Raw genomic sequence first — 19,942 nt, 5'->3', positions numbered from 1 at the left:
TATCGTGCTCGCCGTTGTATGATGGCGCCGGTTGCTGATCTGGTTTTTTGGAGAACCCGTGTTGATGTTCACTGATGTTCTGTCCCGCAAGCTGCTTGCCTGTCTTGGACTGGGCTTGTTGTTATTGGTTTCCCTGGCGGTCCGTGCCGAGCCCCGGGAGATCGACTGGCTTGAGTTAATGCCTGCGGAAGATCTGGCGCTGCTCGAGACTATGCCGGAAATCGAACATGAGGGCGATGGCCCGCCCCTGTTGCCGGACGAAATCATGACCGGGCGGGTGGTTCCGGAAATGGGCAACGTCGTGGGCCGGATTCCGGGCTTTGTGGTACCTCTGAAAACCACGGACGATATGCGCATTCTCGAGTTCTTCCTGGTGCCCTACTACGGCGCCTGCATCCATGTGCCGCCACCACCCCCAAACCAGATCATCCACGTAAAATACCATGAAGGGTTTACCCTGGAGGCTCTATACGACCCGGTCTGGATCGAGGGGGAGCTGGTGATTGAGCGAACCGAGAATGATCTCGGCACTTCCTCCTATTCCATGGTGGCGCAGTCGGTAGAACCTTACACCGAGTAACGGTTCAGCGGCCAACCCGGAATTGCTGGTCGCCGGCTTCCAGTCTTGTGGCGCCTTGGCCTTCAGGGCCGATCCACTGAACATCCAGGTGTTCCAGTGCCGGAAAGTGCTTCGCCATCGGTGTGGTCAGTGTCTGGTGATCGGCAAGTCCGTCACAGGTCAGTGATTGGGTAATCTCGATATCGCTGTGGTCGTTTGCTTGCCCGTCCTCGTGGTCGTGGTCATGGTGTTCGTGCGCATGGTCACTGTGATGGCGGGTCGCCTCGGGCCACGAGCTGTGAACGCTGGCATCTTCCACGTTGCAGTTGCCATCCTCAGTGTTAATCAGAGGGGTCGACATCAGCCACTGCTCCAGATCCGCCAGTTGCCGATGCTGTTGCTCTGTGCGTGGCTCGTGCTCGAAGCCAAGCAGATTGTATGCGGGTGAGCGAAGGAAGACATCGGCGGTGTTGGTGTCTATGGCTACCTGGAGCTCCGCGTGGCCATGTTGATGGGCGCTGGGGTTGTTGGCCGCGCCCGCGGGCAGCGGAGCCAGTACGGCGCTTGCCAGTGCCACGGTCATGAGAGGCATAACGTATCTGCGCATCGGGTCATCCTGTCCATATCTGATATGTTATAACATTTTTGTCTGACGTGAAGATAAAAGCAACCCCGCCTGCCCGGGTATTCGTGCCAGGATTTCCCCAGAATGCTAGGATACGGTATTCGTCGGGGCACCGCCCCGGCGCGTATCTGAACGTACACCACCGATTTAAGGAAACGGCAGCTTCATGTCCGAAACCGATACCTCCGCCGCCCGTGCGGCTGAATTTGAACGCTGGGCCAACGTGTTTACCGCGCACAAGGCGTTCAGCCACCCCTCTGAGCTGCATGGCGTGCTCTGTGGCCGGCTGGCGGCAGGCTCCCGTATTGACGAGCCCGAGTGGCTGGCTATGGTTTGCGAACACATGGGGCTGGCTGATGAAGCGGCTGAAGAGTCGGATGACCTGGCCCCCTTTATGAACAGCGCCTACGGTAAAACGCTCAAGCAATTGCAGTCCACCGACATGAGTTTTCAGCCGTTGTTGCCAGATGACGACTATGCCATCGAACAACGACTGGAAGCCCTGGTGGCCTGGGTTCGAGGATTTCTGGAAGGAATGGCGCTGGCGGCCGGCGCTTCCCTTGGCCAGGCTCCGGATGAGATCCGGGAGCTGATCGAGGATATGGTGGCCATCAGCCAGCTGTCGGAGGACGAAGAATCCGACGACGAAAGTGAACAGCAACTGCTTGAAATTACCGAGTACGTGCGCCTTGGCGCGCTGGCGGTGTTCACCGAGTTCAATGAGCCGGAGAAGCCGGCAGGCGATTCGCCCACCCTGCACTGATCAGGAGCTATCATGGCTGTGACCATTCCCGTGAAAGAGTTTGCCGAGCGCCGTCGCAAGTTGATGGACCGGATGGCCCCGGACAGCATCGCCATTCTGCCTGCGGCGCCGGAGCGGGTGCGTAACCGCGATGTGTTACACCCGTTTCGTCAGGACAGCGATTTCCAGTATCTGACCGGCTTCGGCGAGCCCGAAGCGGTGTTGGCCCTGATTCCAGGCCGCGAGCATGGTGAAGCGGTTCTGTTCTGCAAGGAGAGGAATCCGGAGAAAGAGCTCTGGGATGGTTTTCTGGTGGGCCCTGAGGGCGCCATCGAACGTTACGGCTTCGATGATGCTTTCCCCATTGCGGATATCGACGATATTCTGCCCGGCATGATTGAAGGCCGAAGCCGGGTCTACTATCCGCTGGGCAAGGATCCGGCATTCGATAACCGGGTGATGGACTGGCTCAAGGTGATTCGCAGCAAGGTTCGTTCCGGAGCGCACCCCCCTGGGGAGCTGGTGGCGCTGGAGCACCTGCTGCATGATATGCGGCTGTACAAGAGTGCTGCCGAAATCAAGGTGATGGCAAAGGCCGGCCAGATCAGTGCCGAGGCCCACTGCCGGGCCATGAAGCGGGCTCGTCAGGGCGGGTATGAGTACAATCTTGAAGCTGAACTGATTCATACCTTTATGGAGCATGGTGCGCGCTCTACCGCTTATCCCTCCATCGTAGGTGGTGGTGCCAATGGCTGCATCCTGCACTACATCGAAAATGCGGCACCGCTGAAAGACGGCGACCTGGTACTGATAGACGCGGGTTGTGAGCTGGAATGCTACGCCTCGGACATCACCCGCACCTTCCCGGTCAGCGGCAAGTTCAGCCCGGAACAGAAGGCGCTTTACGAAGTGGTGTTGGCGGCCCAGTATGCGGCGATCGATGCGGTGAAGCCGGACAATCACTGGAACCAGCCCCATGAAGCGGCGCTGAAGGTGCTGACCCAGGGCCTGATCGATCTGGGCCTGCTCGCAGGCACCCTGGACGATGCTCTGGCCAACGAATCCTACAAACCTTTCTTTATGCACCGCACAGGCCACTGGCTGGGGCTGGATGTCCATGACGTTGGCGATTACAAGGTCGGCGATGCCTGGCGGGTACTGGAACCGGGGATGGCGTTGACCGTTGAGCCAGGGCTGTATATTGCGTCCGACAATACCGACGTCGAGCCGCGCTGGCGGGGTATTGGCATCCGTATTGAAGACGATGTGGTGGTCACCAAAGAGGGTTGCCGAAACCTGACCGAGGGCGTGCCGAAGACCATTGCCGATATTGAAGCTCTGATGGCGGACTGATTCAGTGAATACCGAGCGCGTGGATACTGACCTGATCATTGCCGGTGGCGGCCTGGCCGGGGCCACTCTGGCCCTGGCCCTGGCGCGCCTGGTGCCGGAACTGAAGGTAACGGTAGTTGAGGCGTTTCCGCTGTCACCAGAGGCGTTGCCGGAGGATTACCAGCCCAGCTATGACAGCCGGTCGACGGCACTGGCCTGGGGCTCCCGCCTGATCTTTGAGCAGTTGGGGCTGTGGCGGCAGTTGTCTGAGCACGCCATCCCGATCCGCCACATTCATGTTTCTGACCGGGGCCGTTTTGGTGCCACCCGCCTGCATGCCAACGAACACGGCCAGGATGCCCTGGGTTATGTGGCAGACAACCGCTGGATGGGCCTGTGCCTGATGCGGGCTTTGCTTGATACCAGAGTAAGCTGGCAGGCGCCGGCTCAAGTGGAAGGCATGAAGCCCGTGGCTGGCGGTGTCCGGGTGTCCATCCGTAAGGATGGCGCACAGAAGGAACTGACCGCTCGTTGTCTGGTGATCGCCGATGGCGGGCGTTCCGGGCTGCGGGAGAAGCTGGGCTTTGTAGCCCGCACCGAAGCCTATGGTCAGAACGCGCTGATAGCCAATGTCTCCACCAGTGACAGCCACCAGTTTACGGCTTACGAACGTTTTACCGAGGCCGGCCCCATGGCTTTGCTGCCTCATGGTTCACCTCAGCGGCCGGGGCATCAATCGGCCCTGGTCTGGACCCTGGAAGACGAGGCTCTGGACGAGATCCTGTCACTGTCGGATGAACAGAAATGCCGGAAACTGCAGGAACGGTTCGGCTGGCGCCTTGGGCGTTTTACCCACATTGGCCAGTGCCATCATTATCGCCTGAAACTGACCACGGTCGATGAACCTGCGCGCCCGGGTGTTGTGCTGGTTGGTAATGCCGCTCATGCCCTGCACCCGGTGGCTGGTCAGGGCTTTAACCTCGCCCTCAGGGGGTTGATGACCTTAGTGGAACAGTTTCGTCGGGCGGTTGATGAAGGGATTTCCATTGGTGAACTTTCGGTACTGGGGCGTTACCAACAAATGCATCGGCAGGACTGGCAGCAGACGGTGCAGTTCTCCGATTCCCTGATCCGGATATTTGGGCAGCCGCTGGCGCCCGTTGCCGCGGCCCGGGATGCAGGGCTGGTGGGGCTGGATCTGTTGCCGGGGGCCAAGCGCTGGTTCGCCCGCAAAGCCATGGGCACCGGTGGGCGCAAGCCGCTGGTAGGCTCCGGAGTGTCATCTTTCGAGGCGGAAAACCATGACAGGTGAGTCGGTGGGTGCGGCGTGTTTTGACATTCTGGTGGTTGGTGGCGGAATGGTCGGCTCGGCCCTGGCTCTGGGGTTGTCTCGGCAAGGCTGGAATACCGGGCTGGTGGAAGGAGCCCGGGTTCAGGATCTGTTGGCCCCGGGAGCGACCGCCAGCCATACCGATGACTTCGAGCCCCGGGTCAGCGCCATCTCCCTGGCCAGTGAGCAGCTGCTGGAGCGTCTACGGGCCTGGCGCCATGTCCAGGCCGGCAGGCATTGCGGCTATCGTGGCATGACGGTCTGGGATGCCGACGGCACCGGTCGAATTCGCTTCGATGCGGCTGAACTTCATGCTGATACCCTGGGTACCATTGTTGAGAACCGGTCGATTGTCCGCGCTTTGTTTACCGAGCTGGCGGACAGTAACGTTACGGTGATTGATGGTGTGCGTGTGCAGGGCTGGAGTGCCGGAGCCGGAATCCAGTTGGACGATGGCCGAACGCAGTCCGCCAAACTGGTGGTCGGGGCCGATGGTGCCCAGTCGCGGCTGCGCCAGTGGTCGGGACTGGCTACCCGGGAATGGGATTACGATCAGCAAGCGATTGTGTGCACCGTCCGTACCCGGCAGCCGCACCAGTACACTGCGTGGCAGCGTTTTTCGCCCACCGGGCCTCTGGCGTTTTTGCCGTTGTTGACGGAGTCTGGAGACGAGCACTATTGCTCTATCGTCTGGTCACAGGATACGGCGGAAGCCCGCCGCCTGATGGCGTTGGAGACCGAGCAATTCCGGTTGGAGCTGGAGCGGGCGATTGAGCAGCAGCTCGGGGTTATCGAATCCGTTTCGCGCCGCTTTGCGTTTCCGCTGCGTCAGCGTCATGCCAAGGAGTATGTTGCCGACGGCCTGGCACTGGTGGGCGATGCTGCCCATACCATTCACCCGCTCGCCGGCCAGGGTGCAAACCTTGGCTATGGCGATGTGTCGGCCCTCATGGGCGAGCTGGGGCGGGCCAAAGAGCTCGCACTTTCGCCGGCAGACCAGACCGTGTTGGCTCGTTATCAGCGCCGCCGTAAAGGCGAGAACCTGGCGATGATGGCGGCCATGGAGGGCTTCAAGCAGTTGTTTGCCCGGGATGAGCTGGCTATCCGGTGGTTGCGCAATACCGGTATGCGCTGGCTGGACAACCTGGCGCCGCTGAAGAACCGCATTGCCGCCGAGGCTATGGGTATAAAACGCTAACGGTTGTCCATTCTGAGTCGCCGGAACTGTTTTCCGGCGGCCTGTTTTCGTAAACTCCTCGCCTTCGTGTTCAATTTGCAAAGGAACTGTCTATGGCCGGCTCCAGCCTGCTCGTATTACTTGATGACATTGCTGCCGTACTGGATGACGTGGCGGTGATGACCAAAGCTGCTACCAAGAAAACCGCCGGTGTGCTGGGCGATGACCTGGCGTTGAATGCGCAGCAGGTTACCGGTGTTCGACCTGCCCGGGAAATCCCGGTGGTGTGGGCGGTCGCCAAGGGTTCGTTTATCAACAAGGCGATTCTGGTGCCGGCGGCACTGGCCATCAGCTTTTTTGTACCCTGGCTCATTACCCCGCTGTTGATGCTCGGTGGTGCTTTCCTGTGCTTTGAGGGGGCCGAGAAGCTGGTTCACAGGTTCCTGCACAAAGAGCAGGAAGAAAAGCACCGGCAAGAGCTGCGGGAGGCTCTGAAAAAGCCGGAGGTGGACCTTAAAGCTGTTGAGAAAGACAAGATCAAGGGCGCTGTCAGGACCGACTTTATTCTCTCCGCCGAAATCATCGCCATCACGTTAGGAACCGTGGCCGACAAGAGCTTCGGAATGCAGTTTGCGGTGCTGACCGTCGTGGCGTTGATGGTGACCGTCGGTGTGTATGGGCTGGTGGCGGGTATTGTGAAGCTGGACGACGCCGGCCTTTACCTGAGCCAGAAAGCAAGTGCCTTCGCCCAGAAGCTGGGGCAGGGCATTCTGTGGCTGGCGCCCTGGATGATGAAAACCCTGTCGGTACTGGGCACCATTGCAATGTTCCTGGTGGGCGGAGGTATTCTGACCCATGGTATACCGGCGGTGTACGGGGCCATTCACCATGCGGCCGGACTGATTTCTTCAGTGCCGGAAGTGCTGGTCACCACGGTCGGGGATGGCCTGTTTGGCCTGCTGGCCGGTGCTCTTCTGGTTCTTGTTATTACGCCCGTTGCGAAGCTCTGGGAGCGCCGGGCGGCGTAACCCTCGGCCGCCTGCCCGTTCACAGGCAGGCGTCAAACAGCCGGCTGATCAGCACCGGCACAGCGGTTTCCACCCGAAGAATCCTCGGGCCCAGATGCACGCTCTGGCAGCCGGCTTCCTCCAGCTTTCCGACTTCGTAATCGGTAAAGCCCCCTTCCGGACCAATGCACAGGGCGGCCGGCTCATTGAGGTGGGTGGGGCAGGGTGCCGCCATGCCCGGATGCGCCACCAGTGCCCGTTTGCCCTCTAGCAGTGTCGGTAGTTCATCCTCCACAAAGGGTTTAAACAGCTTGCGGATATGGACCTGAGGCATCAACGTGTCTTTGGCCTGTTCCAGGCCCAGGGTCAGGTTCTCTCTCAGATGATCCTCGGTTAGCCAGGGCGTTTGCCAGAAACTCTTTTCCACCTTGTAGCTGTTGATCAGCCAGAGATCCTTCACACCCAGAGAGGCGCAGGTCTGCAGTACCCGCCGGAACATCTTGGGCCGGGGCATAGCCAGTATCAGCGTGAGCGGCAAGGGAGCAGGGGGTTGCTGATCCAGGGTTACCAGCAATTCGGCCTCGGTCTCTGTCATTGACAGCACTTCAGCATGGCCCATCAGGCCGTTTACCCGGCCAGCCGGTATGCGATGGCCGGTGCCGGCTTTGAGCACCGTTTTCAGGTGCTCCAGCCGACGGCCGCGGAGACGCACCCGGTCCGGGGCGACGAAGTCTTCCTCAAACAGCAGGGCCAGATTCATCAGGCTTCGGGCTCTTCTCCGTCGGCCTCTGCCCGTTCCCGGTAGGCGAGGCGACCAAATATGATGCCGAACTCGAACAGAATCCACATGGGCACGGCCAGGAGCGTCTGGGAGATGATATCTGGTGGGGTCAGCAGCATGCCGATGATGAAACAGGCCACGACCACATAGGGGCGCTTGGCGGCCAGGTCTTGCGGAGTAGTGGCGCCGGTCAGAATCAGCAGTACCGTCGCAATGGGGATTTCAAACGCAATGCCGAAGGCAAAGAACATCTTGAGCACGAAGTTCAGATAACTGCTGATGTCAGGCAGTTCGACAATGCCCTCCGGGCCGATGGCGGTAAAGAAACCGAACACCAGCGGAAAGACCACGAAATAGGCGAAAGCCGCGCCAGCGTAGAACAACAGCACGGAAGTAAACAACAGCGGGAAGGCCAGGCGCTTTTCATGGGCATAGAGCCCGGGCGCCACAAAACTCCAGAGCTGGTAGAGAATGATCGGAATGGCGACAAATACCGCCAGAACCAGCGCCAGCTTCAGGGGCGCAAAGAAAGGCGAGGTGATGTCGGTGGCGATCATGGTCTGGCCGACCGGCAAAAGTTCGCGCAACGGCTGGGATAACAGCAGGTAGAGCTCGTTGGCAAATGGATAGATGACGGCGAAACAGATAATCACCGCCAACACCATTTTCAGTAGCCGGTTGCGTAGCTCGAGCAAATGCTCGATCAGGGGCATTTCCTGCTGTTCAGACGATGTCTGCTGGCCGTCTTGGGTGGCGCTCATGAATGCTTGTCCGAGGGGCTGGTCGGTGAGGATTCACTGGGTTGATCGCTGGCCGCCGTCTCATCCCTGACGGGTTCATGCGGAGGTTCGGGCTGTTCGCCCGCCTCCGGAGAGGGGGGCGTAACCCGCCGGGTTGCCGGTGCCGGCCTGGGCTTGCGGGTCTGATCGTCCGGCAGGATCATGTGCTCGTACTTTTTCGCCTCATCCAGGGCGCCGCGCACGGTCTTCTCCACATCGTCCAGGCCCACATCACCCGCCTTGCGCAGCTCCTCCCGGAGTTCTTCGGCCTTCAACTGCCGGTCCAGTTCACTGGTGAACTGGCTGACCATGCGCCGGGCGCCACCGATCCAGCGGCCAGCCGCCCGCGCCGCCGTAGGCAAACGCTCCGGGCCGAGCACGAGCAATGCAATCACGCCGCAGATCAGCAGCTCTAGAAAGCCGATGTCGAACATTCAGGGGGTGCTCAGCCTTGCTTTTCTTTGGGCTTGTCTTCCGCCTGGGCTTGTTGCTCGGCGTTCTGTTTTTCCAGCGGTTGCTGTTCGGCGTTCTTCTCTTCCTCGTCGTTCATGGATTTCTTGAATCCACGGATGGCGCCGCCGAGATCGCTGCCGATGTTCCGGAGTTTCTTGGTTCCGAATAACAGGATGACGATGCCAAGTACGATAAGAAGTTGCCAGATGCTGATACCCATGAGGGTTCCTCGTTCAAATGTTGCTGTTGCATGACATTGTACGCCAACCGCTACCCCTTGCGGAAATACCCCTTGGGGGTACTCCTTTACGGATTCCGGGAGGCTTTTTCTTCCAGGCCTGACAGGTCGAAGCGGCTGGCCAGTTCATCCAGAATATCCTTCGGGCCCAGGCCTAACCGTGACAGCATCACCAGGCTGTGAAACCAGAGGTCGGCCGTCTCGTACACCAGGTCCCGGGTTTCGCCGGAATGCTCTGCATCCTTGGCAGCGAGCAGCGTCTCGGTGCACTCTTCGCCCACCTTCTCCAGAATCTTGTTCAGCCCCTTGGCATGCAGGCTGGCGACGTAGGATGTGTCGGGATCCGCGTCTTTGCGGGCTTCCAGTACCTGTGCCAGGCGTTCCAGTACATCACTCACGGTGTCTGCTCCTCAGTTGCTGCCGTAGATGGTATTCGGGTCTTTGAGAACCGGATCGGCGCTCACCCACTGGCCATCTTTCAGGGTTCGGTAAAAACAGCTTCGCCGGCCAGTATGGCAGGCAATGCCACCTTTTTGTTCCACTTTCAGCAGCACCACATCGGCATCGCAGTCGAGCCTGATATCCCGGAGCACCTGCTGGTGCCCGGAGCTCTCGCCCTTGCGCCAGAGTTTGCCACGGGAACGGGACCAGTACACCGCCTGGCCTTCCTCAACCGTGAGCCGGAGAGATTCCCGGTTCATCCAGGCCATCATCAGGACATCGCCATTATCGGCGTCCTGGGCAATGGCTGGCACCAGGCCGTCTTCTGTCCATTGGATGTCGTCGAGCCAGTCAGGCTGTACGACGTTAGCGGGAGAATCTTGCATTTTTATGAATCCTGAATCTTTGATGGTTCAGCGACTGCCCCGGAGCATGACGCCTGCCGCTCCGGCAAGCAAGGCCCAGCTCCAGGCCGGCAGATCGGCCAGCCACTGCCCGGCGTGAGGCTGGCTCCCCACCAGGGCCGCGCCTGCCAGAACCAGGGCGATGAAGCCCCGGCGCCAACGGCGTTCGCTGCGCATTTGCTGCTCTTTCATCAGCGCCAGGGTTGCCCGGTTTTGCGCTTCGGTGGGGCCGCTGGAGCGTATCTGTAGTAGTGCGTCGTGAACCAACTGGGGCATCTCTGGCGATTGCTCGAGCCATGATGGCAGGTGGTTCTGCAGAGACTTGATCAGGCCGGACGGACCGATGCGTTTACGCATCCAGTCTTCCAGAAACGGCTGGGCGGTACTCCACAGGTCCAGGTCCGGATAGAGCTGGCGGCCAAGGCCTTCGACATTGAGCAGGGTTTTCTGTAACAGCACAAGTTGTGGCTGCACTTCCATGTTGAAGCGCCGAGCGGTCTGGAACAGGCGTAACAGGAAGTGACCAAAGGAAATATCCTTCAGGGGGCGCTCGAAGATGGGTTCGCACACCGTCCGAATGGCGGCCTCAAACTCGTTGACGCGGGTTTCCGGCGGCACCCAGCCAGACTGGATGTGCAGTTGTGCTACCTGGCGGTAATCCCGGCGGAAGAAGGCCAACAGGTTGCGGGCGAGATAGCTCTGGTCGTCGGGGGCCAGAGTGCCGACGATGCCGAAGTCGATGGCAATGTACTTCGGGTCGGCGGGATTGCTGACATCGACAAAGATATTGCCCGGATGCATGTCAGCATGGAAAAAGCTGTCACGGAATACCTGGGTAAAGAAGATCTCCACCCCTTTTTCCGCCAGTACCTTCATGTTGACGCCCGCCTTTTCAAGGGCGGGTACATCGGCAATAGGAATGCCGTGAATGCGTTCCATCACCAGCACCGATTTTCGGGTGTAATCCCAGTCGATAGAGGGGATGTAGATCAGCGGGGAGTTCTCGAAATTCCGGCGCAACTGGCTGGCGTTGGCGGCTTCCCGTTGCAGATCCAGTTCGTCATGGATGGTGGCGTCATAGTCTGCCACCACCTCCACGGGGTGCAGGCGCTTACCTTCAGACCAGTACTTTTCGAGCAGGCCGGCCATCAGGTACATCAGGCCCAGATCCTGGCGGATGACTTTTTCGATGCCGGGGCGCAAAACCTTGACCACCACCTTCTGGCCGTTGGGTAGGGTTGCGGCGTGCACCTGGGCCACCGACGCCGAGGCCATGGGGTCTGGACTGAACTCGGCAAACAGTTCCGAGACGGGCGCAGCCAACGATTTCTCGATAATGCCTCGGGCCTGTTCACTGGGGAACGGTGGAACCCTGTCCTGCAGCTGTTTCAGGGATTCGGCCATGTCATCCGGCAATAGATCCCGGCGCGTGGAGAGAATCTGTCCGAACTTGACGAAAACCGGGCCCAGCTCTTCCAGGGCCAGGCGCAGGCGGTCACCCCGGCTCAGTTTTGGCTGCGGGAACAGGTGCCAGGGTGCCAGCAAAAAAAAGATTTTCAGCGGTGTGGGCAGTTCAGACAAGGGCAGAAACGTGTCCAGCCGGTAGCGGCAGAATACCCAGGCAATTCGGAACAGGCGTTGCAGGCGGGTCACAGGGTCTCCGTATTGTTATCGCTGCCGGGAGCTTGCAGTTGCTTCAGCCGAGCCTCCAGGCGTTCGGTGCGCAGGCTCAGCTCATCGATATCCTGAAAGGTGGCCTCCAGCTCCCGCCGGCCGGGCAGAGTGCGGCTCTCTTCGTGGACATATTCCTCCACATTGGCGTTCATGGTGCTGAACGCCTGGCGGCTCCATTTGACCGCCTGGCGGATGCGTTTGCCGATGAAATGGGCCGGCACATCGCCCAGGTGGTTTGCCATGGCCGCTTCCCAATCCGGTTGCAGCTGGTTCAGGGCGCGCTGTAGCTGGTGGGCCAGGGCCGTGTCGCCCTCCACCGTCAGGCGTTCGTCGGCAAATACCCTCTCATCGCCCAGTGCCAGGGCGGCAAAGGCGACCGGTCGCCCGGTGATGATTAACGCCGGTTGCGGATCCGGCTGGCTGCGAACCTGCACCCGTTCGCCAACGCGATTCAGGGTCCAGTGCATGGTGACCGGGGCCGTAACGGTGAACTGAACCGGCCCGCCCAAGGCACCCAGCAAGGCGCGCTGGCCCGCCGGGTCCAGTGTCAGCGCCCGGTTCAGGGCGCCCTCTATAATGGCGCCTGTCGCAGACAGCAGGGTCGGGCCGGGGAACATCAGGGCTTGATTCCCACGTGCAGGGCCACGATGCCGCCGGTCATGTTGTAGTACTTGCAGTTCACCAGGCCGGCAGTTTCCATCATGCCCTTCAGGGTTTCCTGATCCGGATGCATGCGGATGGACTCGGCCAGGTACTTGTAGCTCTCGCTGTCCCCGGCAATCAGCTGGCCCATCAGGGGCAGGGCGGTGAAGGAATACGTGTCGTAGGCCTTGCTCAGCAGCGGGTTGGTGGGCTTGGAGAATTCCAGCACCATCAGCTTGCCGCCCGGCTTAAGTACCCGGGCCATATCCCGCAGGGCCTGATCCTTGTCGGTCACATTGCGCAGGCCGAAAGCAATAGACACCGCCTGGAAACTGTTGTCCGGGAACGGCAGGTGTTCGGCATCGGCCTGTACGTATTCGATGTTGCCGGCGTAACCCCGGTCGGTCAGGCGGCTGCGACCCACCTGCAGCATGGAGGCGTTGATATCGGCCAGCACCACTTTGCCGGACGGGCCCACAAGATCGGAAAACTTCATGGTCAGGTCGCCGGTACCGCCGGCAATGTCCAACACCTGATGGCCCGGGCGTACGCCGCTCAATTCAATAGTAAAGCGCTTCCACAGGCGGTGAATGCCCATGGACATCAGGTCGTTCATGAGGTCGTACTTGCCGGCGACACTGTGGAAAACCTGGGCCACCTGACCGGCCTTCTGGCTTTTCGGCACATTGCGAAAGCCGAAGTGGGTAACGTCGTCCTGGCCGTTGCCTTGGGTGCCCGGTGCTTGCTGCTCGCTCATGGAAGTTGGTCCTGTCAGAATCTAAGCCCTGTATTCTAACCTTTGAGGGGTTGGCTACAAGTTTATTGCCGGCTTACACTGTAAAACCGTTTCCAAATCACTGAGAAAACTGATTCATGTCTGTTATCGATATCCATCGCGCCCATTCCCTGGACAAGGAGCACGCCCGCGAGGCGGCCGAAACCCTGGCCAAGGATTTGTCCAAACAATTCGATGTCAATTACCAGTGGGAAGGCGATCTGCTGAAGTTCAAACGCAGCGGTGTCAAAGGGCAGCTGGATATTTCCGAGAACGACCTGCATATCCGGCTGGAGCTGGGGTTGATGCTTCGGCCCTTCAAATCCCGCATTGAGCAGGAGATTCACTCCCAGCTGGACCAGATCATCCAGGCCTGAATCCCGCTACAGGTCGTCCGGCAGGGAGAAAGGGGTCCGGTGGCCCGCCAGAATGTTGTTCATCACTCGTTGTTCCCGGCTGAGCAGGCGATCAATCAGCAGGTCGACCCGATCCATTTTCCGAAAGGCGCTGTAGCCCCGGTGCAGAAAGCTGTGCAAATCACCCAGATCGGCCATCTCGGCCGGGCCGCGGGTCATGGACAGTAGCCAACCGAGGGTGCGGTTGCGAACGTAGCGATCCAGTTCCTGCCCGGTTTCTGCCACCAGAGCCAGTTGTCGTTTGCGAATCGTTAGCTGGTTGCCGGCGCGATAAGCCTCGCAGTAACGCTCATCATCAAGACCTGTTGCCGAAAAGCCCTGCTGCGCAAGTATCTCTGCCAGCTCAAGATCGAGGCTCTGGGTAATCAGGTTGAGCTCGACCAGGCCGGCAAAGGTGGCCAGCAGGTGGTCGGGAAGCCATTTCACCATCTTCGGGAACACCCGATCGATGTTGTCGTCCCGGCGGGTCATGCCGGCAGGGGCATAGAGGTCGGTCAGCAGAAATTCCAGGCCGGTGTGGTAGCCCGGGTGACGGTATAAATCCTGGTGGGTGTTTTTTAGCCGCTCTGCCTGCCAGTCCGCCACCTGGTGGGCCTCGTCCCGAAGAGGATGCCTGGCCTTGTGTTGGCGGAAATCGTGGTATTCCAGCAGCAGGCGTTTCAGGCGGTGGGCGTTCTCAGTGTGCACATCCGTGGCAACCAGCCGCTCACGATACATTAAAGGCTCCATTCAACCGGGCAGAAAAGCGCCAGTTTAACGGAGCCTTGGATCTGGCGCACCTGCCCGTTACGGTTGAATTCAGCCCTGGGCGGCGGCCTCCAGGGTTTCCAGACCCGGCACCCATTCCTTGCTGTCCAGCGTGATGAAATGGCTGGGAGCTTCGGTTTCGACAATGCGCATGGTGGTGGGGCTGGTGCGGGCGCTGGCCAGCATGGCCTGGCGATCCAGTATTCGGTCGGTGGCCGGTATCAGGAAAGTCCCGTGGCGCACATGGCGATAGACCGAGGTGTCGGTGCGGGCCATCCATTCCATGATGTTCTCGATGTTGCGAACAATGGTCAGATGGTCTTTGGTGGCATAGAACAGTTTGCTCAGCAATTGGCGCTTGCGCGGGTTCATCTTGCCGAAGAAGGTCTGACCATAGGCCGACTGGGGGGCGCTGTTGATCAGACGAATCAACCAGGGCCACATGCCATGGCTGACTGGTTCGAGCAATGTGGTTACCAGAGCATGCAGTTTGCCCTGGGGTAAAACCGGCGCTTCCAGTACCACTTCCACGTTTTCGTAGAGCTCCGGCCACTGCCGGATAGCTTCAAGAATGACCGCGCCACCCCGGGAGTGGCCATGGATCCGGATGTTCTCGGTGCTGGGCAGGTTCTGCAACGACTGATTCAGGATGCAGGCGTCGTATTCGATGGTGCCTTCCAGGTGCTTGATGGGCACTTCCCAGGCCGGATTCTCTGGCGTTACACCGTTCACCGGGATGTGATAGTTGCTGCAGGTGAGCAAAATCAGTTCGGTGGTGGGGCCATCGTAGGCCTGGGTAAAGTAACAGTGATTCTCAAGAAAGCCATGCACGCCAATAACGGTGTGCTCTGCTGTGCCACTGTGATTACGCACAGACACAGCACCCCGGCCCACGCGGTAAACCCGGCCGGAAAACATTTCGGAATAGGCGCTTTCGATCGGTTTGATCAGCTTGCGAACATGACTGGCTTTCATGATTCATCTCCCTCCGGCCGCTTTTCGTTGTGTTATTGGTTTTGCTGAGCCGGTATGACATTTGTACCGTGAATGCCGAACGGGTTTAGTGGCGCCAGTGCCTTCAAAAATGGTGTGTTGAGGCCAATTGGCCGATCCGGGACACGGTTTTATAGCCATCGCACCGGACCATGTAGCCAGTATAGGACTGAACAGTTACTCACGTGTAATTTTTTGTAACTGTGCGCATGGTGTCCGAGGATGGAGCCGGTATCCGGACTCTGGCACAATGCCGGATTGGTTTTCTTTCATACAGGCACGCTATTGATCGGGGATAATCGGGTTTGAGCCAGGAGCAATCGCATCTCATGCTGCCTTCGGATTCAGCCTGGCTGGCTCTGGAACGGCCCGAAAACCCGATGACCATCACCATCATGCTGAGGATCGACGGGCTGACGCCGGGCCGTTTCCGGGAGTTTCTGGAGGTATACTGGCTGGCCTGGGAGCGGTTCCGTTGCCGCCCGGTATGGCGTGCCCCCGCCTGGTATTGGGAAAAAGACCTGACCTTCTCCGCGCCCCAGCATCTTGACGTGGCGCTGGACCGGTTCGAGCCGGAACAGTTGCAGGACTGGGTCTCGGAGCGCCTGAACGAGCCCTTACCGCTGTATCGTCCACGCTGGAAATTCTGGTTGGCCCCCAACGCACAGGGTGGCGCTGCGTTAGTTTTGAGGCTGCATCACTGTTACGCTGATGGCTTGTCCCTGCTGGGTATTTTTGACCGCCTGTGCCCGGCATCGCCGCGCCAGTATCCGGCCGTTTATGGATCAAAGGAGGAGCCTCGCGCAGGAGCCTGGATGGCGGCTGCCCAAAGCTGGCTGGAAGCTCGGATGGCAGAGGCGATTCCGGCTGTCTCAGGTTCTGTCGATACGCCATCAATGCCAGGCACTGGCAAGAGCATGGCAGGCCGTGCCCTGGAAAACAGTCTGCGCCTGGTGCACGAATTCAGTGAGTTTCTGGTGAGCCCAGAGGACTCTCCATCTGAGCTGAAGCGTCCGCTACTGGGCCGACGCAGCTGCCGCTGGTCCTCCCCGGTACGTTTGTCCCGCTTCCGAACCATTGCCCGGGCAACCAGTACAACCATCAACGATGTCCTGCTCGCCTGCGTGGCGGCGGCAGTCAAGCCCCGACTGGGCATGACCCCGGAGCAACTGGATGAGGCGGTGATGCACGCGGCCGTGCCGGTCGACATCCGGGCTCGCCTGCCCGACGGCGTGCGGCCGGAAGAGGGCGAGCCCGGTAACTGCTTCGGCACAGTGTTCGTGCCTTTGCCGGTGGATGGAGAGAGTGCCCTGGAGCGGTTGTTCCGGATCAAGCATGAAACCCGGAAACTGAAGAAAAGCTGGCAGCCTGGCCTGGCCTGGGGGCTAACCAGCTGCGCGGCACTGATTCCCGAACCGGGACGCAAGCCCCTGGCTGACCTGTTCTTCCGGAAGGCTTCGGCGGTGGTATCTAACGTTCCTGGCACTCCGGACACCCGCTATCTGGCTGGATGTGAGATCACCGAGCAGATGTTCTGGGTGCCTCAGGCCGGGGATATAGGGCTGGGTGTCAGCATTGTCAGCTATGGCGGACAAGTGCAGTTTGGTGTTGTGGCGGACGAGGCTGTGATGGCGGATCCTGCAGCCTTTGTTGAGGATTGCCTGAAAGAGCTGGAGCAGTTTCCCGGATAAACATGGAATGTTTCACTTCTCAGTTTGAATTGAGGTTGGGGTCAGTCAAACAAAGTCGCCGCTTCTGCGAACATCAAATCTGAGCGGCTGCCGGCGCGCTTCATAACAGCCAGTTGTTGCCCGAGTTTTCTCTTGAAGCTCGCCATGTCCGCTTTCGGTATCGCCGCGGCGGTGGGTATGTTGGCGGTAAGGGGGTCAACAGGTCGGCCGTTAATGTGAAACTCGAAGTGCAGGTGGGGGCCGGTGCTGCGCCCGGTATTTCCTGACAACGCAATTTTCTGGCCGCGCTCTATTGCGGCACCTTTACGAACCAGGATCTTATGGAGATGCAGGTACCGTGTGGTGTGCGTGCCCCCATGATCAATGTCGATGTACTTGCCCGCGTAAGGATGATTGCCGATCCGGGCCACAATACCGTCTCCGGTGCTGAGAATGGGCGTGCCTGTTGGCGTGGCAAGATCCACACCGTTGTGGGGGGAGATGCGTCCGGTCACCGGGTGCAATCGCCTGGGGTTGAAATGGGAGCTCACACGGTAACGCTTTGGGGTGGGCAGTCGCAGAAAAGCGGGCGTCACACTCTCGCCATTCTCATCGTAATAATTACCATCGTCATAAAGAAAGGCGTAATGAGTTCTGGCACTGCGATCCAGGGACAGGGCTTCGATGCGGGTCTTCCCGGTGCTTTCGGTGCCCGTCATTTCGTGGCCAATGATGACGGAAAACCGATCGCCAGCCCGGAGATCCCTGCGGAAATTGAGTTGGCTTCCCAGAAGCTGGTCAATCAGAAGAATCTGCGCCTGGGTTACGCCTGCTTGCATAGCTGAGGCGTAGAAACTGCCATTGATGGTGCCCCTGAGCACCTCGGAGACCCAAAAAGTCTCTTCTTCGAAGGTCTGATGCACGAAGGCGCCATCGGGTTGGCGCGAGTAGGTAACGTGGCGTGCCGGGTCAAGAAACAGGACCAGCTCTGAAAATTGTCCCTGCGCATCGAAGTTCAGGCCGATTCGGGTTCCGGGCCTCAGCGTTTCCAGATGCAGATACTCGGCGTCTGCTGCCAGAATCTCCTGAAGATCCTCCATGGGCGCGTTGTTTGCCCGGAAAATCCAGCTCAATGTGTCTCCGGGTTTGACGCGCCAATCAATGGTTTTTCCCGTCGGGGGCTCCGCCATCTGGTTCGCCTTGGTGGCTGCGGGATCGATGGCTCCGGACCGTGGCGTGGGGGCGTGGCTCGCGTTTTCCTTCTGGGCCGAGGACAGGTCGGCCAATGCCGGCGATGATTTGAGTGGCGTCAGGTTTAATACCAGCAGAGCGGCGGCCAGTGCACCAAGCACCAGTTTATGGGGCGTTGAAAACATGGTTTATAGCTTCATTAAAAGGGTCTTCATGCGGTGTTCTGTTTGCTCCGCACCAATGGCAAGGGCGGGGATTATAACAGTTGTGATCTCTAGCGTTATGATGACTTATCTCCAGGCAGGAAAGGGATCATTGAGGGTCTGCCAGAACTCCTTGCCCGCGCGGTTGGTGAGAATGTGGTTGAGAGCGGTGGTTTTACTCCTGCCTTTTCGCTATATGCCGCATGCACGGCCCTTTACTTGGGATATGTTATAACATAACATTCCGGCTTCGAAATGTTAGTGAATTTAATTTCATTCCTGTGTGCGGCAGGCGCGGAACACCGTATCCAGGTCATGCCAACCGGCTCGGTTGCGACTCTGAAGTGCAAAGTCTGGACCGGCTTTCCTGAAGCACTAGAAGTAATGTTATAACATTCAATAAGGAGTTCTTGATGTCTGATCAATTCCGCCAATTTCCCTTCAGCCTTCGACCGATCGCTACCTCTGTGCTGCTGCTCTCGGCAGCGATGCTGGCGGCCTGCGGCGGTAGCAGCAGCTCTGATGATGAGCACGAGCATACTGATATCGACACGGCGGGTCGTCTGGCCCTGTTCGATACAGACGCTTCGCAGCTCAAGGTTCTGGACCTCGACAACAGTGAAGTGATCGCATCCATGGCGATGGATGGCGAGGCCCCACGCCTCTATGCCTCCCCCGGCAACCGGTATGCCGTCGCCATTCAGCGGGGCGACGATCTGGTGTCGTTTGTTGACGGTGGGCTTTACACCGAGGACCACGGAGATCACATGCATGATTACGCAGAGACGCCGAGCATGCTGTCCCTGACCCTGAACGATCACAAACCGACGCACTACTCCTCTGGTGAAGCGGAAGGTGTCGTTTTCTTCGACGGCGGTGAGGCCGCAAGCTCAAAAGTGACCGTGTTTTCAGATGCGACGCTGGGAAGCGGCGCCACCGTGGCCAGCCTGCCGTTGGATAACAACATGCACGGCGTTGCCAAGATGATCGATGGCCACCTGTTTGTGACCTACCGGGACAGCTCGATTACGGACACCACTCTGCCGGCGGCTGTCGAGCGTTACCACCTGGACGGTTCCGACTTCGAATTTGAGGAACGCTACAGCCAGGCTTGCCCGAGGCTTCATGGCGCTGCCGCCAACGCCCATAGTCTTGGCTTCGGCTGCAGTGATGGCGTTCTGGTTATTGATCTGCACGAAGCTGGTTACCCCGCTACCAAACTGGCAAATCCCGAAAGCCTGGCGGAGGGCTCTCGCATCGGAACCGTGGTTGCCAATCACGATGTTGAGGAGTTGGTCGGCATTGCCGGTGACCGTCTGTTCGTGATCCATCCCAAATCAACCACTGAGGTTTACCACGAACTGGAACTTGGCGAGGGCGTGGGCCGCCTGGCCCAGGGCTTTACCACCCACGGCGACGTCTTCTATGTGCTCGGCGATGATGGTGGCCTGAGGCTGTTCGACCCCGCCAGCGACTGGGTGCTGATTACCACGGCTGAGCTGATGGACGCGCCGGGCGAAGGTGACACCCTCGCTGTCGCCGTATCTGCGGCTCAGGAACGCCTGTTCGTGCTGCACAACCAGTCTGTGCATGAGGTGGATGCCACCGATGGTGATGTGGTCCGGACCATCGATCTTGGATTCAGTGCTTCTGCAATCGTATGGCTGGGTCTGGCGGAAGAAGGCCACGACCACGGCGACGAGCACGACCACGATCACGAAGAAGAGCACTCACACTAATCTGCTTTGAATCCAGCAGGGCGC

General features: G+C 59.3%; 22 protein-coding genes. 9 read left to right on the top strand and 13 right to left on the bottom strand.

The window, feature by feature from the left end; all coding sequences use genetic code 11:
• The first annotated feature begins 64 nt into the window (after nt 1–64).
• Nucleotides 65–580: a DUF3299 domain-containing protein gene (locus OZ656_RS17770; RefSeq protein ID WP_278351160.1), complete on the top strand. Its 516-nt coding sequence runs from the start codon at nt 65–67 to the stop codon at nt 578–580.
• Nucleotides 581–584: 4 nt separating this feature from the next.
• Here the strand turns inward: OZ656_RS17770 and OZ656_RS17765 are convergent, their stop codons facing one another.
• The gene (locus tag OZ656_RS17765) at nt 585–1,166 is read right to left on the bottom strand and encodes a DUF2796 domain-containing protein (protein ID WP_222179521.1); all 582 of its coding nucleotides are present in this window, start codon (nt 1,164–1,166) and stop codon (nt 585–587) included.
• A 184-nt stretch (nt 1,167–1,350) separates the two neighbouring features.
• On the opposite strand from OZ656_RS17765, the gene OZ656_RS17760 reads away from it, so the two are divergent.
• The 5 genes from OZ656_RS17760 (at nt 1,351) to OZ656_RS17740 (ending at nt 6,793) form a co-directional block, all read left to right on the top strand.
• Nucleotides 1,351–1,947: a UPF0149 family protein gene (locus tag OZ656_RS17760; protein ID WP_011786840.1), complete on the top strand. Its 597-nt coding sequence runs from the start codon at nt 1,351–1,353 to the stop codon at nt 1,945–1,947.
• A 12-nt stretch (nt 1,948–1,959) separates the two neighbouring features.
• Complete coding sequence (pepP, locus tag OZ656_RS17755; protein ID WP_278351109.1) at nt 1,960–3,279, top strand: Xaa-Pro aminopeptidase; 1,320 nt, start codon at nt 1,960–1,962, stop codon at nt 3,277–3,279.
• Between the two features lie 4 nt (nt 3,280–3,283).
• Complete coding sequence (ubiH, locus tag OZ656_RS17750; protein WP_278351110.1) at nt 3,284–4,570, top strand: 2-octaprenyl-6-methoxyphenyl hydroxylase; 1,287 nt, start codon at nt 3,284–3,286, stop codon at nt 4,568–4,570.
• Entirely contained in the window at nt 4,560–5,786 is a 1,227-nt protein-coding gene (locus OZ656_RS17745; RefSeq protein WP_278351111.1) for a UbiH/UbiF/VisC/COQ6 family ubiquinone biosynthesis hydroxylase, read from the top strand. The genes ubiH and OZ656_RS17745 overlap by 11 nt, the downstream gene beginning before the upstream one ends.
• A 92-nt stretch (nt 5,787–5,878) precedes the next feature.
• Complete coding sequence (locus OZ656_RS17740) at nt 5,879–6,793, top strand: DUF808 domain-containing protein (RefSeq protein WP_278351112.1); 915 nt, start codon at nt 5,879–5,881, stop codon at nt 6,791–6,793.
• A gap of 19 nt (nt 6,794–6,812) precedes the next feature.
• On the opposite strand, the gene OZ656_RS17735 is transcribed toward OZ656_RS17740, so the two are convergent.
• The 9 genes from OZ656_RS17735 to ubiE form a co-directional block, all read right to left on the bottom strand.
• The gene (locus OZ656_RS17735; RefSeq protein WP_222196588.1) at nt 6,813–7,532 is read right to left on the bottom strand and encodes a 16S rRNA (uracil(1498)-N(3))-methyltransferase; all 720 of its coding nucleotides are present in this window, start codon (nt 7,530–7,532) and stop codon (nt 6,813–6,815) included.
• A complete protein-coding gene (gene tatC, locus OZ656_RS17730; protein WP_113879210.1) occupies nt 7,532–8,314 on the bottom strand; it encodes a twin-arginine translocase subunit TatC in 783 nt (260 codons plus the stop codon). Before tatC ends, OZ656_RS17735 begins: the two co-directional genes overlap by 1 nt.
• Nucleotides 8,311–8,766, bottom strand: a complete 456-nt coding sequence (gene tatB / locus OZ656_RS17725) for a Sec-independent protein translocase protein TatB (protein ID WP_023011245.1) — start codon at nt 8,764–8,766, stop codon at nt 8,311–8,313. Before tatB ends, tatC begins: the two co-directional genes overlap by 4 nt.
• 11 nt (nt 8,767–8,777) lie before the next feature.
• Nucleotides 8,778–9,005: a Sec-independent protein translocase subunit TatA gene (gene tatA / locus OZ656_RS17720; protein WP_014422690.1), complete on the bottom strand. Its 228-nt coding sequence runs from the start codon at nt 9,003–9,005 to the stop codon at nt 8,778–8,780.
• An 86-nt stretch (nt 9,006–9,091) separates the two neighbouring features.
• Entirely contained in the window at nt 9,092–9,421 is a 330-nt protein-coding gene (locus tag OZ656_RS17715) for a phosphoribosyl-ATP diphosphatase (protein WP_022993078.1), read from the bottom strand.
• A 12-nt stretch (nt 9,422–9,433) separates the two neighbouring features.
• Entirely contained in the window at nt 9,434–9,850 is a 417-nt protein-coding gene (hisI, locus tag OZ656_RS17710) for a phosphoribosyl-AMP cyclohydrolase (RefSeq protein WP_379944756.1), read from the bottom strand.
• A 27-nt stretch (nt 9,851–9,877) separates the two neighbouring features.
• Nucleotides 9,878–11,521, bottom strand: coding sequence for a ubiquinone biosynthesis regulatory protein kinase UbiB (gene ubiB / locus OZ656_RS17705; RefSeq protein ID WP_379944754.1), 1,644 nt, complete (start codon nt 11,519–11,521; stop codon nt 9,878–9,880).
• Complete coding sequence (locus OZ656_RS17700) at nt 11,518–12,159, bottom strand: SCP2 domain-containing protein (protein ID WP_273030513.1); 642 nt, start codon at nt 12,157–12,159, stop codon at nt 11,518–11,520. The genes ubiB and OZ656_RS17700 overlap by 4 nt, the downstream gene beginning before the upstream one ends.
• Nucleotides 12,159–12,941 (bottom strand): bifunctional demethylmenaquinone methyltransferase/2-methoxy-6-polyprenyl-1,4-benzoquinol methylase UbiE, encoded by a 783-nt coding sequence (gene ubiE / locus OZ656_RS17695; RefSeq protein WP_014422685.1) that lies wholly within the window; start codon nt 12,939–12,941, stop codon nt 12,159–12,161. The genes OZ656_RS17700 and ubiE overlap by 1 nt, the downstream gene beginning before the upstream one ends.
• Before the next feature lie 116 nt (nt 12,942–13,057).
• On the opposite strand from ubiE, the gene OZ656_RS17690 reads away from it, so the two are divergent.
• Nucleotides 13,058–13,336, top strand: a complete 279-nt coding sequence (locus OZ656_RS17690; protein ID WP_011786826.1) for a polyhydroxyalkanoic acid system family protein — start codon at nt 13,058–13,060, stop codon at nt 13,334–13,336.
• A 6-nt stretch (nt 13,337–13,342) separates the two neighbouring features.
• On the opposite strand, the gene OZ656_RS17685 is transcribed toward OZ656_RS17690, so the two are convergent.
• Together OZ656_RS17685 and OZ656_RS17680 are read right to left on the bottom strand one after the other, a co-directional pair.
• Entirely contained in the window at nt 13,343–14,092 is a 750-nt protein-coding gene (locus OZ656_RS17685) for a hypothetical protein (protein ID WP_288589651.1), read from the bottom strand.
• 81 nt (nt 14,093–14,173) lie between these two features.
• Nucleotides 14,174–15,097 (bottom strand): alpha/beta hydrolase, encoded by a 924-nt coding sequence (locus tag OZ656_RS17680; protein ID WP_153740537.1) that lies wholly within the window; start codon nt 15,095–15,097, stop codon nt 14,174–14,176.
• Nucleotides 15,098–15,444: 347 nt separating this feature from the next.
• Between OZ656_RS17680 and OZ656_RS17675 the strand changes: the two genes are divergently transcribed.
• Entirely contained in the window at nt 15,445–16,806 is a 1,362-nt protein-coding gene (locus OZ656_RS17675) for a WS/DGAT domain-containing protein (protein WP_379944753.1), read from the top strand.
• Between the two features lie 41 nt (nt 16,807–16,847).
• Here OZ656_RS17675 and OZ656_RS17670 read toward each other — a convergent pair whose 3' ends face one another.
• Nucleotides 16,848–18,161 (bottom strand): peptidoglycan DD-metalloendopeptidase family protein, encoded by a 1,314-nt coding sequence (locus OZ656_RS17670; protein WP_278351120.1) that lies wholly within the window; start codon nt 18,159–18,161, stop codon nt 16,848–16,850.
• Nucleotides 18,162–18,592: 431 nt separating this feature from the next.
• Here OZ656_RS17670 and OZ656_RS17665 point away from each other — a divergent pair, with 431 nt between their 5' ends.
• Nucleotides 18,593–19,918 (top strand): hypothetical protein, encoded by a 1,326-nt coding sequence (locus OZ656_RS17665; RefSeq protein WP_278351121.1) that lies wholly within the window; start codon nt 18,593–18,595, stop codon nt 19,916–19,918.
• Nucleotides 19,919–19,942: the final 24 nt, after the last annotated feature.

It is taken from the genome of Marinobacter sp. LM1 (assembly GCF_042763285.1).
In the GTDB taxonomy this organism is placed as follows: Bacteria; Pseudomonadota; Gammaproteobacteria; order Pseudomonadales; family Oleiphilaceae; genus Marinobacter; species Marinobacter nauticus.
The sequence above is the reverse complement of the archived record's forward strand: the minus strand, read 5'-3'. Positions and strand labels throughout refer to the sequence as shown.

What these genes read in the sequence shown, in the direction of transcription:
- OZ656_RS17770 (WP_278351160.1), top strand. Translation starts at nt 65, where the DNA reads ATGTTCACTGATGTTCTGTCCCGCAAGCTGCTTGCCTGTCTTGGACTG.
- OZ656_RS17765 (WP_222179521.1), bottom strand. Translation starts at nt 1,166, where the DNA reads ATGCGCAGATACGTTATGCCTCTCATGACCGTGGCACTGGCAAGCGCC.
- OZ656_RS17760 (WP_011786840.1), top strand. Translation starts at nt 1,351, where the DNA reads ATGTCCGAAACCGATACCTCCGCCGCCCGTGCGGCTGAATTTGAACGC.
- pepP (WP_278351109.1), top strand. Translation starts at nt 1,960, where the DNA reads ATGGCTGTGACCATTCCCGTGAAAGAGTTTGCCGAGCGCCGTCGCAAG.
- OZ656_RS17745 (WP_278351111.1), top strand. Translation starts at nt 4,560, where the DNA reads ATGACAGGTGAGTCGGTGGGTGCGGCGTGTTTTGACATTCTGGTGGTT.
- OZ656_RS17740 (WP_278351112.1), top strand. Translation starts at nt 5,879, where the DNA reads ATGGCCGGCTCCAGCCTGCTCGTATTACTTGATGACATTGCTGCCGTA.
- OZ656_RS17735 (WP_222196588.1), bottom strand. Translation starts at nt 7,532, where the DNA reads ATGAATCTGGCCCTGCTGTTTGAGGAAGACTTCGTCGCCCCGGACCGG.
- tatC (WP_113879210.1), bottom strand. Translation starts at nt 8,314, where the DNA reads ATGAGCGCCACCCAAGACGGCCAGCAGACATCGTCTGAACAGCAGGAA.
- tatB (WP_023011245.1), bottom strand. Translation starts at nt 8,766, where the DNA reads ATGTTCGACATCGGCTTTCTAGAGCTGCTGATCTGCGGCGTGATTGCA.
- tatA (WP_014422690.1), bottom strand. Translation starts at nt 9,005, where the DNA reads ATGGGTATCAGCATCTGGCAACTTCTTATCGTACTTGGCATCGTCATC.
- hisI (WP_379944756.1), bottom strand. Translation starts at nt 9,850, where the DNA reads ATGCAAGATTCTCCCGCTAACGTCGTACAGCCTGACTGGCTCGACGAC.
- OZ656_RS17700 (WP_273030513.1), bottom strand. Translation starts at nt 12,159, where the DNA reads ATGTTCCCCGGCCCGACCCTGCTGTCTGCGACAGGCGCCATTATAGAG.
- ubiE (WP_014422685.1), bottom strand. Translation starts at nt 12,941, where the DNA reads ATGAGCGAGCAGCAAGCACCGGGCACCCAAGGCAACGGCCAGGACGAC.
- OZ656_RS17690 (WP_011786826.1), top strand. Translation starts at nt 13,058, where the DNA reads ATGTCTGTTATCGATATCCATCGCGCCCATTCCCTGGACAAGGAGCAC.
- OZ656_RS17685 (WP_288589651.1), bottom strand. Translation starts at nt 14,092, where the DNA reads ATGTATCGTGAGCGGCTGGTTGCCACGGATGTGCACACTGAGAACGCC.
- OZ656_RS17680 (WP_153740537.1), bottom strand. Translation starts at nt 15,097, where the DNA reads ATGAAAGCCAGTCATGTTCGCAAGCTGATCAAACCGATCGAAAGCGCC.
- OZ656_RS17675 (WP_379944753.1), top strand. Translation starts at nt 15,445, where the DNA reads ATGCTGCCTTCGGATTCAGCCTGGCTGGCTCTGGAACGGCCCGAAAAC.
- OZ656_RS17670 (WP_278351120.1), bottom strand. Translation starts at nt 18,161, where the DNA reads ATGTTTTCAACGCCCCATAAACTGGTGCTTGGTGCACTGGCCGCCGCT.
- OZ656_RS17665 (WP_278351121.1), top strand. Translation starts at nt 18,593, where the DNA reads ATGTCTGATCAATTCCGCCAATTTCCCTTCAGCCTTCGACCGATCGCT.